We start from the raw sequence: 12,395 nt of genomic DNA, 5'->3' as shown, positions 1-12,395 counted from the left end.
AAAGGATATTTATGCTTAAATACGAATCTGTCAGCGAATTAGTAGCTGAAGCTGAAAAAAGAAATATAAAGATAAGTGAACTGGTTTTGGAAGACCAGGCTAAAAGCATGGAAAAAGAGCCACTTGAACTCTATGAAAAAATGGAGATCAGCTTCCAGGTCATGGAGGATTCAATAAAAGAAGGTATGAAAAAAGATCAGAAATCCATGTCAGGTCTTACTGGTGGCGAAGGCTATCTTATGAATGAGTATGCCGCTACAGGTGGTATCAGCGGGAACTTCATGACAAAAGCAATGGCCAGAGCTTTGGCAGTAGCAGGCTGTAACGCCTCAATGGGAAGGATCGTTGCTGCTCCTACAGCCGGAAGCTGCGGCATTTTACCGGGATGTCTTGTGTCACTTTACGAAGACCGCGGTTTTGAAGAAAAAGATGTGGTAATGGCTATGTTTACTGCTGGTGCAATTGGAATGGTAATAGCAGAGAAATCCAGTGTGGCAGGAGCTCAAGGGGGATGTCAGGCTGAGTGTGGAAGTGCTTCAGCTATGGCTGCAGCAGCACTTGTAGAAGTAATGGGTGGAACACCATCTCAGTGCGCAGATGCCTGCGCTATGGCTATTTCCAATCAGATGGGACTGGTCTGTGATCCGGTAGGCGGACTTGTTGAGATACCATGCATAAAAAGAAATGTATCAGGCCTTGCGATTGCTTTTTCAAGCGCAGATATGGCACTTGCGGGAATCAGGGCCAATATTCCGGCAGATGAATGCATAGATGCAATGCGAGAAGTCGGTGATGCACTTCCAGCCTCATTAAAAGAAACCGCTGGCGGTGGACTTGCCACAACGCCAACGGGTCGTAAACTTCGTGATAAAGTTTTTGGTCTTACTTAACTTCTACAAGTTCAATCTTGAAATTAAGCTCTTTGCCAGCCATTTCATGGTTGGCATCTAATGTGATAGTTGTATCAGTCTTACCTACAACTTTAACAGGGAATGGTCTTCCGTACATATCCTGAAGGTAAACTTTCTGATCAACTGACAGGTCCTCTGAACCGGGAAGCTCAGCAATCTCTACAGTGAAGACAGCTGTAGGATCTGCTTCTCCATAAGCTTCTTCAGGCATGAGATGCACATCGAGTGTCTCACCTACGTTCATGTTAGCAACAGCCTTGTCAAATCCATAGATCATCATGCCTGCGCCACATACGAACTCAAGAGGCTCTCCTCTGTCATAGGATGAGTCAAACTTTGTTCCGTCGTTGAAAGTACCAATGTAGTGTGTACGGCATGTCTTGCCAACATTTTTTCCCTCGAATGAAGGAGCTGAATGGCAACCGCTGCATCCGCCACAGCCACCTGAAGCACAACCGCCTTCTTCATCTCCGCAGTCGCTTCCGCAACCACCTTCATCATGGTGTCCGCAGCTATGTCCATCCTCGTGGTCGCCACATGTGTGGCCCTCACCGTGGTGGTCGCAATTTACACCAGAGCTCACAAGGTTTCCGCTAAGGTAAGCTTCTACTACTTCATCAGTATTTCCGGATGTTCCGGCGCATACTTCAATGCCGTTCTCTTCAAGAGCTGAAAAAGCTCCTCCGCCGATTCCGCCGCAGATAAGAACATCAATTCCCTTATCGCCAAGAAGTCCGGCTAAAGCACCGTGACCGCTTCCGTTTGAGCTTATTATCTCAGAGGATACGACTTTTTTTTCCTCTACTGTATAAATCTTAAACTCGCTTGTATGTCCAAAGTGCTGGAAAACTTCACCGTTTTCATAAGTAACTGCAATTTTCATTATTCTTTTCCTTTCCAAATAAAAAGTCACTAGTGCATATTAACATAAATTGCCAAAAAAGCAAAATATAGTGAAAAAACACACTTATGTGCATATTTAAGGCTGATATAGAGCGTTGTACACTTTTTTTATCAACAAAAAAGTATTGTTTTAGGGCAGAGCCCTAAGAAAGGTGGAACAATGACAATTTCAGCTATTATTTTAGCAGCACTTATTCTTCTTGTAGTGATGGTGATTGCTACAGGATATGTAAAGGCTCCTCCGGACAGAGCCTATATTATTTCCGGCATGCGCAAGAATCCACGAATTCTTATTGGTCGGGCGGGCGTTAAGATTCCTTTCTTCGAGAGAGTTGATAAACTCTATCTTGGACAGATGACTGTAGATATCAAAACAGAGCAGTCAGTACCTACAAACGATTTCATCAATGTAAACGTAGATGCAGTAGCAAAGGTAAGAATCGGAACAAATCCTGAATCAATTCAGCTTGCTGCCAAGAACTTCCTCAATAAAGATCCTCAGCAGATCACAGAGGACCTTCAGGATTCTTTACAGGGTAACATGCGTGAGATCATCGGTACTCTTGCTCTTAAGACTATCAATACAGACCGTGACAGCTTTTCAGATCAGGTAATGGAAAAAGCCTCAAGAGATATGAGTAAGCTTGGTATCGAGATCCTTTCATGTAACATCCAGAATGTTACAGATGAAAATGGTCTTATAAATGACCTTGGTATGGATAACACAGCCAAGATCAAAAAAGATGCAGCCATTGCTAAGGCACAGGCAGACAGAGACGTGGCTATTGCAAAGGCTGAAGCTGATAAAGCAGCTAATGATGCAAGAGTTCTTGCACAGACAGAGATTGCTGAAAAGAATAACGCTCTTGCAATCAAGCAGGCAGAACTTAAAAGAGAAGCAGATACAGCAAGTGCTGTAGCTGATGCAGCTTATGAGATCCAGCAGCAGGAACAGCAAAAATCCATTCAGACAGCAACTGTTAATGCCCAGATTGCCAAAGCAGAACGTGAGGCAGAACTAAAACAGAAGGAAGTTCTTGTTAAACAGCAGGAACTTGCAGCTGAAATCGAGAAAAAAGCTGATGCTGAAAAGTATCAGGCTGAAAAGAAAGCTGAAGCAGAGCTTGTTCAGAGACAGAGGAAAGCTGAGGCAGCCAAATATGAACAGGAACGAGAAGCTGATGCTAAAAAAGCTCAGGCTGAGGCTCAGAAATATGCAGCTGAGCAGGAAGCTGCAGGTATAAAAGCTAAGTATGACGCAGAGGCTGCAGGTATTGCTGCAAAAGGTAAAGCAGAAGCTGAGGCTATTAAGGCAAAAGGAATTGCAGAAGCCGAAGCAATGGAAAAGAAGGCAGAAGCTTATAAGAAGTACAACGGTGCTGCTATGGCAGAGATGATGATCAAAATCATGCCTCAAATGGCTGCTGAAATTGCAAAACCTCTCTCACAGATTGATAAGATCAATATCTATGGAACAGGTGATGGAACAAATGGCGCAAGCCAGATTTCAGGAAATATGCCCATCGTTATGAAGCAGGTTTTTGATACAATGTCAGAAGCTACAGGTGTAGATTTTACAGAGATTATGAGAGCCGGAACATATGATGCAAAGGTTAATAAGAATATCAATATTACAGGCGCAGACGTTTCTGTAGAGACTAAATAATACAAAGAGCCATATATAACATATATAATAAATATGTTATATATGGCTCTTTTTTTATTTCTTCACTAGCTGCGATTATTATTGTATAGTAGACACTATGAATGAGAATTACTTTTTTGAAAAATATACAGCTAAACTAAATGATCAGCAGCTGGAAGCAGTAAAAACCGTGGATGGGCCCGTGCTCTTATTGGCAGTTCCGGGAAGTGGAAAGACAACAGTTCTTGTCCATAGGCTCGGTTATATGCTTATGGTAAAAGAAATACCGCCGGAGAATATACTTACACTTACGTATACAGTTGCAGCAACAAGAGATATGGCGGAGAGATTTGTTAAGGTCTTTGGAGAAGACGCTGCAAGGAATCTTGAGTTTCGTACCATAAACGGAATCTGCGCCAAGATAATCAGCCATTATGCGAGACTTATAGGCAAAACATCTTTTGAACTAATTACAGATGAAAAGATATCCGGAAAAATCCTGACAGATATTTATGTCAAGGTTATGAATGATTATCCTACAGAGAGTGATATCAAGGCGGTAAGGACACTTATAACTTATTGTAAAAATATGTGTCTTGATAAAGACGCCATAGAAAAACTCGGAAAAGATGAGGGACTAGAGCTGCTGAAGATCTATGAGGCGTATAACAGAGAATTAAAAGCCAGGAGCCTTATGGATTATGATGATCAGATGATATATGCTTACAGGATGCTTAAAAATACGCCTGATCTACTTAAATTCTACCGCGATAAGTACAGATATATCTGCGTGGATGAAGCGCAGGATACATCTAAGATCCAGCATATGATCATAGCTCTTTTGGCTGGGGAAAGCGGTAACTTGTTCATGGTCGGAGACGAAGACCAGAGCATATATGGATTCAGAGCAGCTTACCCTGAAGCTCTTTTACATTTTGAAAAAGAGCATGTGGGTGCGAAGGTCCTTGTAATGGACAAAAATTACAGATCAAATGCAAAAATAGTAGAGATAGCTGATAGGTTTATCCAGAAAAACTTCAATCGTCATAAAAAGCATATGACAGCAACAAGGGATGAGGGCGCGGATATAAGCTATGTCACTTTAAACAGCAGAGAATCTCAATATAGTTTTCTTTTGGACATCGTCAGGAATATTTCTGTACAAACAGCTGTTTTATATAGAGATAATGAGTGCATTTTGCCATTAGTTGACATTCTGGAGAGGGAAAATGTTGATTACAGGATTAAGAGCTCCGACATGGCCTTTTTCAGCCACAGAGTAGTTGTGGATGTTGAAAACATGCTCAAATTTGCATTAAGTCCGATGGATCCGGAGCTTTTCTTAAAAATATATTTCAAGTTTCAAACATTCCTCCGCAAGCAGGACGCTCTTTTAATGTGCGATATCGCTGACCGAAGGCACTGCGGTATTCTTGATGCTGCAGAAGAGATTGATATAAACAAACGTATCCTTGGAAATGTCAGGTCACTAAGGACGCACTTTATGCATATGGCTCAGGAAACACCTGCCAAAGCAATAGGCAGGATTCAAAAGTTCATGGGCTATGGAGAGTATCTAAAGGACAATAATATAGATGATAATAAGCTGTTTACCCTGAAAATGCTCGCCAAAAATGAAAGTACTATAGCAGGATTCCTGGACAGACTAAAAGAGCTGAAAAATACTCTTACTCAGAAAAAAGAGAACTATAAAAGTAAGCTTATTCTTTCGACAATTCATTCAAGTAAGGGACTTGAGTATGACACAGTTATCCTGATGGATGTAGTAAATGGCGTTTTTCCGGGTAAGATCATTAAATCTTTTGCTACAGCTACTCCTGAGGAGAAAAGAGAGAACGAGGAAGAGAGGCGTATATTCTATGTCGGAGTGACCAGAGCAAAAGATAAACTGATCATATTTAAATATAAAGACAAGCCGTCTGTATTTGTTGGTGAGATATGTCCTAAGGAAAAATGGGTCAACGAAGAGCAGGAAGTACCTGTAAAAAAGAGCAAAAAGAAGGCAGGTAACGAGCTTAAAAAGCCGATTTCTTACCTAAAGCAAAAGAAGGCGCCACTTTCCTCAGAAAATGTGCCTTCTAATCTTATTATCGGTGATCGTGTAGTACAAAGTAAATATGGTACCGGAACGATCATTGATGTTGATTGGGACGAAGATGAGATCCCAACAAAATTCGTTGTTGAATTTGATGACCATACACAGAAAAAATTCATGTTCCCTGTTGCATTTAACATGGGAATGAAACTAGCGGATTAAGAATTATTCTGCGCTGTCCATGTAATGGTCTATAACTTCATACAAAGGTAAATTAGGGTCCGTAACGGGCTCTATTTTATTGTCCAACTGTAATAAAAGCTGGGAGTCGGAAGTAACTAAAGGCCACTCAGGAAGCCCTTCTCCATTAGGATTTCCGGTTTTTACAAAGTTTACCCAGTAGTTTTGCATTATCTCAGAAAGCTCAAAATCGCTTTCATCATAATTTCCGGCATGTCTGTGAAGATTTCCGTAAGCATAAGGCAATTCTCCTGCGTGATGATTGGAAATTCTGCTGTTTGTTTTTGTGAAATAGTATTCGTAAACAGGCTTATTTTGCTGAATCATGTAATTGGTCCATACATAGTGGGAATAAGTAAACCACATAGCGCTGTAGGCGGCGTTTAGTGACCCTTTTGCTTCTCCTTTCTTGTCGATAATGATATATTCATCTCTTTCAACTGCGTCATAAGGGAGTACGTCAGCCATCTCCTCGGCATAGCTTCCGAGATCCTCTGAGAGAAGCTCAACGTAGTTTTCTTTAGTAGCTTTTGTTCCAAGCATAAATGCATCAGCTTCTTTTGTATTAAAGCCGTTTAAAAGAGCTTTCTCGTGATTATTACCTTTCTCATATGTGAGATAAGGCATTTCTGCTATAGCGTAGCCGTCAAGTGTCATGGCTGAATTGTTAGCTGAAGTCTTAACGAGCTTTTCGGCAGGTATGCTTCTTAACTCATCAGAAGATGAAACAGAGAATTCCTCTTTTACAATATTGCCCTGTTCTACAGCTTCATCGTAGGATCTGAAGGTATGAAATGGCTTTTTGGCCACAATTCCACTAGACTCAGCGATTGCGTAGTTGAATAATCCATCTGTAAGTGGTGATACGCAGATAGCGTTAACACTGGATGCACCTGCAGATTCGCCTGCAATTGTTATCCTGTCCGGGTTCCCTCCGAATGCTTCAATATTTTCACGTACCCACTTAAGAGCTGCTATCTGATCTAAAAGACCGTAGTTACCGGTTGTGCCATTTGGAGACTCAGCCTTTAGATCATCAGAGGCATAGTAACCAAAAACGCCAAGTCGGTATGCAATGTTAACGAATACTACACCTTTTTTAGCCAGATCTTCTCCGCGATACTCAGTATAGGAAGGCTGTCCGGTAGTTAGGGAGCCACCGTGAATATAGAATATGACAGGCAGGAGCTCATCGGACTCTTTTTCAGGTGAAAAGACATTAAGATAAAGGCAGTCTTCGCTCATTTCTTCGCGATATTCATCCCCGAATTCTATGCGGTAGTCATTCCATCCAATTATGTGGGAAAGAGAATCATAGAGAGCTGAACTCCTTGGCTGCATAGCCATAGGACCAAAGTGATCGCATGCAAGTACGCCATCCCATGGCAGGGGCGCCTGGGGCTCTTTAAAGCGCAGATCACCTACAGGAGGTGCTGCGTAAGGAATACCTGCGTAGACTTTTACTGATCTGTCTGCATTGTACACGCCGGTTAAGACACCCTGATCAATAGTTATTTCTTCTGTGACTTTGGGATTCTTGTTGTCAACAGCAGGAACTCTTTTAAATGGAGGAGCAGTAAGTTTGTAGTTCAGTACCAGAATAGCTATAAAAACGAGCCACATAAGACAAGTGGAAAGGGACTTATGTGTTATGCTTTTCATGATCGTGTTTTTTAGTGCAAGCATCAGTACTGCAGCTATTACTGCAATGGCCCATCCTGCAAGTACATTTTTTGATAACTCTAAAATGACGATGTACAGAAGAGTTATCAGTATTATTGCAATATTGAAAATCATGTTGTCTCCTTTTTAGATAATAATTTAAATTGCTTACAATATTATAACACAAAATTATATTACCTAATTCAAAATTTGTACAGCATCAGTTTGTTGACAACAAATTTTATTAGGAATATTCTATGTATTAGGGTTAGCTAAAGCTAACAAAAAGTAATGGCTTTATATCTAATAGTAATCAAAAAGAAGGAAATGATATATGCAACTGGAATTACAAAACATCAAAAAATCCTATGGAGAAAATGAAAGCAGGATAGAAGTTCTAAAGGACATAAGTCTTAGCGTTGAAAAGGGTGAATTTGTTGTGCTCCTTGGACCATCCGGATCAGGAAAGTCCACGCTGCTAAATATAATCGGGGGAATAGATAATGCGGATTCGGGAAGGATAATAATTCGCGAAAAGAGTATGTCAGATATGGACGAGAAGGCTCTCACAAACTATAGGAGGGAGCATTTGGGATATATTTTTCAGATGTATAATCTGATTCCAAATCTAAATGTAAGAGAGAATATCGAAGTAGGGGCATACCTGTCAAAAAATCCCCTTAATATAGATGAACTGCTTGATGTCTTGGGGCTGACCAATCATCAGAATAAGCTTCCGAGCCAGCTTTCCGGCGGACAGCAACAAAGATGTGCTATAGGTAGGGCTATAGTAAAAAATCCGGACATACTTCTTTGTGATGAGCCCACAGGAGCTCTTGATTATAAGACGTCAAAAGAAATCCTGGCACTGATAGAAGAAGTAAATCAGAAATATGGGAATACTGTAATCATGGTAACTCACAATGATGCCATCAAGAACATGGCGGATTTCGTGGTTAAGTTAAGAGACGGGGTCATAAGAAAAAGCTATAGAAACGAAGTAAAACTGAAAGCAGAAGAACTTGACTGGTAAAGAGGCATATCATGAAAAATCCATTAAATAAAAGGCTGTTTAGAGAACTTAAAAGTGATATAGGCAAATATTTTGTAATCTTTGTGCTGCTGGTTCTGTCAATTGGATTTGTATCAGGGTTTCTGGTGGCAGGAGAGAGCATGATCAAGGCCTATAATGACAGTTTTGAAAAATATACAATAGAAAACGGCAATTTCAGGACCGAAGAAGAACTTACTGATGCTCAGAAAGAGTGGATTGAGAATAGAGGAGTCACATTATATGAGAACTATTATATAGAAAAAGAATTCAGCAATGATACAACCATAAGGATATATTCAAACAGAGAAGAGATAGATAAAATCTGCGTGATGGAAGGAAGACTTCCTGAGGACAAAAATGAGATAGCTATAGACAGGATGTATGCTGAGAACAATGGACTTTTGGTAGGAGATGAACTTATTTCAGAAGATGTCCCCTACAGAATAGTGGGCTATATTGCGCTTCCTGACTACAGCGCGCTTTTTTACAGCAACAATGACATGATGTTTGATGCATCTGCCTTTGGAGTTGCAGTGGTAGACAAAACGCAGTTCAAGGATTACCTGGATGATGGCATCAGATACAACTACTCATGGATCTATGATAATGAACCAGAGACACAAGCCGAGGAAAAAGAAGTATCAGACGACCTTATGGAAGCAATAGCTCAGAAGGTATCATTGGAAAGCTTTATCCCAAGATATTTAAATCAGGCAATCACTTTTACGGGTGAAGATATTGTTGGTGATAAGGCTATGATGGAGGTGCTTCTTTATATAATCATTATCATTACGGCCTTTGTTTTTGGAATTACTATAAATAACACTATACATAAAGAAGCCTGCGTTATTGGTACTCTTAGGGCATCAGGTTACAAAATAAATGAACTTATAAGTCACTACATGAAAATGCCTGTTATTGTGACATGCTTTTCTGCTGTTATAGGTAATATCCTTGGATATACGATATTTAAGAACGTATGCGTTAGCATGTACTATGGAAGCTATTCACTTCCTACGTATGTGACTATATGGAGTGCTGAGGCTTTTTTAAAGACAACCCTGATACCGCTGGCAATAATGCTTGTCATTACTTATGTGATACTGAAAAAGAAGCTTTCTCTTAGTCCGCTTAAGCTTATAAGAAGGGATATTTCAGGTAAAAGAAGGCTTAATTCAATAAAGCTTAGTAAATCCATAAGGTTTTTTGACAGATTCAGGATAAGAATACTAATTCAGAATAAAAGTAGTTACATAACTCTTTTCATAGGCCTTCTTTTTGCCAATCTGCTCTTGTTCTTTGGAATGATGCTTCCACCTTTGCTTGTGCATTTTCAGGGAATAGTTACGCAGAGCATGCTTGCAAAGCACATCTATATTTTCCAGGTTCCTGCGGGGGCGATAGATACAGATGATCAATTATCGGCTGCATTTTCATATATTTTCTATGAAAATAAGATTTCGACTAACAACCCGGATGCCGAGAAATTTTCTGCTTATAGTCTGAAAACAATAGGTGAAAAGGGCGCGAGAGTTGAAGATGTGACTTTGTATGGCATTGTAGATGACAGCAGGTACATAGATGCTGATTTTGATGAGAAAACTGTGCTTATATCATCGGCCTATGAGGATAAATATGGGCTAAAAGAAGGCGATATCATAACACTTAAAGAACCATACGAAGATAAATACTATGGGTTTAAGATCACCGGAACCTACGATTATGATGGTGGAATAGCAGTGTTTATGAGTAAGAAGCACTTAAATGAAACTATGAGCCTTGGCGAAGACTATTTTTCAGGATATTTCTCGGACAGCGAGATAACAGATATTGACAGTAAGTACATTGGAACAACTGTTGACGAGGAATCCCTTACAAGGGTATCAAGGCAGCTTATGATATCTATGGGTAACCTCATGTATATGGTTGATGGCTTTTCAATCATTCTGTTCATTGTACTTATATATCTTTTGTCAAAACTGATTATTGAGCGTAATGTGCAGTCAATATCCATGGTAAAGATACTTGGCTATTCAAGAAAGGAAATAGCTCTTCTATATATCTTGCCCACAGCGATCGTGGTGGTATTTTCACTTTTGATATCTTATCCGATCCTTTCGTATGTGATGGTTGGTATATTCAGAATGATGTTAAAGCAGATGATGAGTGGCTGGATGGTAATATGGCTGGATCCTTCGGTTTATATAAAAATGTTCCTTATGGGAGTAGCTACTTATGCAATAACAGCCCTTATAGAGTACCGAAAGATAGGAAATATCCCGATGAGTGAGGCACTTAAAAACGTAGAATGACTTAAAAGTTTTTCTTTTTTTATAAAAGTCTTCTTTACACGGACAATTTAGTATGATAATGTGGTAAAGTAAAAGCAGAGTAAAATGGAATTCGAAAAAGGAGACTTTATGAAAAAGAAATTTGTATCTGTACTTATGGCTTTAACTACAGTTATGATGTTTACTGCTTGCGGACAGTCAGCTACTACAGAAAATGCGGAAAGTGCTACAGAGAGTGTATCTGCAGAGAGCGATCTTGAGTACATCAAAGGAAAAGGAAACCTCATTGTAGGCATCACAGACTTTGCGCCTATGGACTATAAAGATGATAATGGAGAGTGGATAGGATTTGACGCCGATATGGCAAAAGAGATAGCAAAAGCTCTTGGTGTAGAAGCAGAGTTTGTAGAGATTGACTGGGACAACAAGGTACTTGAGCTCAATAACAAGTCAATTGATGTTGTATGGAATGGTATGACACTTACACCGGAAGTGACAAACTCAATGAATTGTACTAATGCATATTGCAATAATGCACAGGTTGTGATTGTTAAAGCGGAAGATGCTGATAAATACAGCACACTTGAATCTTTGGTTGACCTTACTTTTGCTGTTGAGTCAGGCTCTGCAGGAGAGGCTGCAGCAAAAGAAAACAATTTTAACACAACAGCGCTTAAGTCACAGGCTGACGCTGTTATGGAAGTTGCAGCAGGGACATCAGATGCATGCATTATTGATCTTTTGATGGCAGGAGCAATGGTTGGTGAAGGAACAGGATATGCTGATCTTACACACACTGTTGAGCTTACAACAGAAGAATATGGAATTGGATGCAGAAAAGACTCAGATCTTGCAGCATTTATAAATGATGAGATGAAGAGTCTTTATGCTAATGGCACAATGAAAGAAATAGCCACAAAATATGGTGTTCAGGACGCGCTTGTAGAGCAGTAATATTAAAGGAATATCAATATATGTTTTCAACAGTTACTTTATCACTTCTTGGGGGTTTTTTAGGTACATTAAAACTCTTCATTCTTACGCTTGTTTTTTCATTGCCGCTGGGGCTTTTGATAAGTCTTGGCTCAATGAGTAAACGCGCGATTATAAGACTACCCATTAGGTTCATTATTTGGGTAGTCAGAGGCACGCCTCTCATGCTACAGCTTCTTGTTATCTTTTATGGCCCTGGCATTTTCTTTGGAAATAACCTATGGGGCTCCGGATCAACAGGAAGGTTCACAGCCGCTTTGGTAGCCTTTGTATTTAATTACGCATGTTATTTTAGCGAAATATTCAGGGGCGGAATTCAGTCTATTCCTAAGGGGCAGCATGAGGCTGCAGCTGTTCTTGGTCTTACAAAAACACAGACCTTTTTCAAAATAATACTCTTACAGGTAGTAAAGAGAATTGTGCCACCTATATCCAACGAAGTTATTACCTTGGTGAAAGATACTTCTTTAGCCAGGGTTATTGCGTTCTACGAGATAATTTGGGAGGGAGAGCGCTTTATCAAAAGTAGTGGAATAATCTGGCCTCTGTTTTATACAGGTGTATTCTATCTGATATTCAGCGGACTTTTGACACTTCTTTTCGGATATATTGAAAAGAAACTGGATTATTTTAAGTGATC

Annotated in this window: 9 protein-coding genes; 7 read left to right on the top strand and 2 right to left on the bottom strand. The window is 40.0% G+C overall.

The features are described from left to right. Positions 1–11 precede the first annotated feature (11 nt). The gene (sdaAA, locus tag BM146_RS04505) at positions 12–890 is read left to right on the top strand and encodes an L-serine ammonia-lyase, iron-sulfur-dependent, subunit alpha (protein WP_074884970.1); all 879 of its coding nucleotides are present in this window, start codon (positions 12–14) and stop codon (positions 888–890) included. On the opposite strand, the gene BM146_RS04500 is transcribed toward sdaAA, so the two are convergent. Further along, complete coding sequence (locus tag BM146_RS04500) at positions 883–1,794, bottom strand: NifB/NifX family molybdenum-iron cluster-binding protein (protein ID WP_074884967.1); 912 nt, start codon at positions 1,792–1,794, stop codon at positions 883–885. The two genes, sdaAA and BM146_RS04500, sit on opposite strands and share 8 nt — an antisense overlap. 180 nt (positions 1,795–1,974) lie before the next feature. Here BM146_RS04500 and BM146_RS04495 point away from each other — a divergent pair, with 180 nt between their 5' ends. Further along, entirely contained in the window at positions 1,975–3,480 is a 1,506-nt protein-coding gene (locus BM146_RS04495; RefSeq protein WP_074884964.1) for a flotillin family protein, read from the top strand. A gap of 97 nt (positions 3,481–3,577) precedes the next feature. Further along, positions 3,578–5,737 (top strand): ATP-dependent helicase, encoded by a 2,160-nt coding sequence (locus BM146_RS04490; protein WP_242949339.1) that lies wholly within the window; start codon positions 3,578–3,580, stop codon positions 5,735–5,737. Positions 5,738–5,740: 3 nt separating this feature from the next. Here BM146_RS04490 and BM146_RS04485 read toward each other — a convergent pair whose 3' ends face one another. Then, complete coding sequence (locus tag BM146_RS04485; protein WP_074884958.1) at positions 5,741–7,552, bottom strand: carboxylesterase/lipase family protein; 1,812 nt, start codon at positions 7,550–7,552, stop codon at positions 5,741–5,743. Positions 7,553–7,751: 199 nt separating this feature from the next. Between BM146_RS04485 and BM146_RS04480 the strand changes: the two genes are divergently transcribed. The 4 genes from BM146_RS04480 (at position 7,752) to BM146_RS04465 (ending at position 12,393) form a co-directional block, all read left to right on the top strand. Next, complete coding sequence (locus BM146_RS04480) at positions 7,752–8,450, top strand: ABC transporter ATP-binding protein (RefSeq protein ID WP_074884956.1); 699 nt, start codon at positions 7,752–7,754, stop codon at positions 8,448–8,450. 11 nt (positions 8,451–8,461) lie between these two features. Next, positions 8,462–10,783: an ABC transporter permease gene (locus BM146_RS04475; protein WP_074884954.1), complete on the top strand. Its 2,322-nt coding sequence runs from the start codon at positions 8,462–8,464 to the stop codon at positions 10,781–10,783. A gap of 108 nt (positions 10,784–10,891) precedes the next feature. Then, entirely contained in the window at positions 10,892–11,716 is an 825-nt protein-coding gene (locus BM146_RS04470) for a transporter substrate-binding domain-containing protein (protein ID WP_074884951.1), read from the top strand. Between the two features lie 20 nt (positions 11,717–11,736). Then, on the top strand, positions 11,737–12,393 hold the full coding sequence (locus BM146_RS04465; protein ID WP_074884948.1) for an amino acid ABC transporter permease: 657 nt from the start codon (positions 11,737–11,739) through the stop codon (positions 12,391–12,393). The last annotated feature ends 2 nt before the right edge of the window (positions 12,394–12,395 follow it).

Origin of the sequence: Butyrivibrio proteoclasticus, from assembly GCF_900115735.1 — a bacterium.
GTDB lineage: Bacteria > Bacillota > Clostridia > Lachnospirales > Lachnospiraceae > Butyrivibrio > Butyrivibrio proteoclasticus_B.
Note: the sequence above shows the minus strand (reverse complement) of the source record. Positions and strands in the feature narration are given on the sequence as shown.

Coding starts and splice junctions, on each gene's coding strand:
- sdaAA (WP_074884970.1), top strand. CDS start 12: ATGCTTAAATACGAATCTGTCAGCGAATTAGTAGCTGAAGCTGAAAAA.
- BM146_RS04500 (WP_074884967.1), bottom strand. CDS start 1,794: ATGAAAATTGCAGTTACTTATGAAAACGGTGAAGTTTTCCAGCACTTT.
- BM146_RS04495 (WP_074884964.1), top strand. CDS start 1,975: ATGACAATTTCAGCTATTATTTTAGCAGCACTTATTCTTCTTGTAGTG.
- BM146_RS04490 (WP_242949339.1), top strand. CDS start 3,578: ATGAATGAGAATTACTTTTTTGAAAAATATACAGCTAAACTAAATGAT.
- BM146_RS04485 (WP_074884958.1), bottom strand. CDS start 7,552: ATGATTTTCAATATTGCAATAATACTGATAACTCTTCTGTACATCGTC.
- BM146_RS04480 (WP_074884956.1), top strand. CDS start 7,752: ATGCAACTGGAATTACAAAACATCAAAAAATCCTATGGAGAAAATGAA.
- BM146_RS04475 (WP_074884954.1), top strand. CDS start 8,462: ATGAAAAATCCATTAAATAAAAGGCTGTTTAGAGAACTTAAAAGTGAT.
- BM146_RS04470 (WP_074884951.1), top strand. CDS start 10,892: ATGAAAAAGAAATTTGTATCTGTACTTATGGCTTTAACTACAGTTATG.
- BM146_RS04465 (WP_074884948.1), top strand. CDS start 11,737: ATGTTTTCAACAGTTACTTTATCACTTCTTGGGGGTTTTTTAGGTACA.